This is a genomic window from Pseudomonas sp. 2995-1, from assembly GCF_002742505.1.
In the GTDB taxonomy this organism is placed as follows: Bacteria; Pseudomonadota; Gammaproteobacteria; order Pseudomonadales; family Pseudomonadaceae; genus Aquipseudomonas; species Aquipseudomonas sivasensis.
On record NZ_LJSA01000695.1, the window covers coordinates 1 to 257 of the forward strand.

Consider the following 257-nt stretch of genomic DNA (forward strand, 5'->3'; position numbering starts at 1 on the left):
CATTACTGTTAGATCAGGAATTACGCGTAATGCAGGTAATTGCTCAACTGGCTCATGTGTAGGCCCGTCTTCCCCAACAGCAATACTGTCGTGAGTAAGAGCATAAACGACTGGTTGCTTCATCATTGCCGCTAAACGGATAGATGGACGTAGGTAATCAGAGAATACGAAGAATGTTCCACCGTATGGTCGTACGCCACCATGAAGTGCTAAACCGTTTAAGGCAGCTCCCATTGCATGCTCACGAACACCAAACC

Annotated in this window: 1 pseudogene; it reads right to left on the minus strand. The window is 47.1% G+C overall.

Features of this window, described 5'->3' with window-relative positions:
• Positions 1-257: pseudogene (locus AOA61_RS30735) on the minus strand (transketolase); the annotation flags it as partial.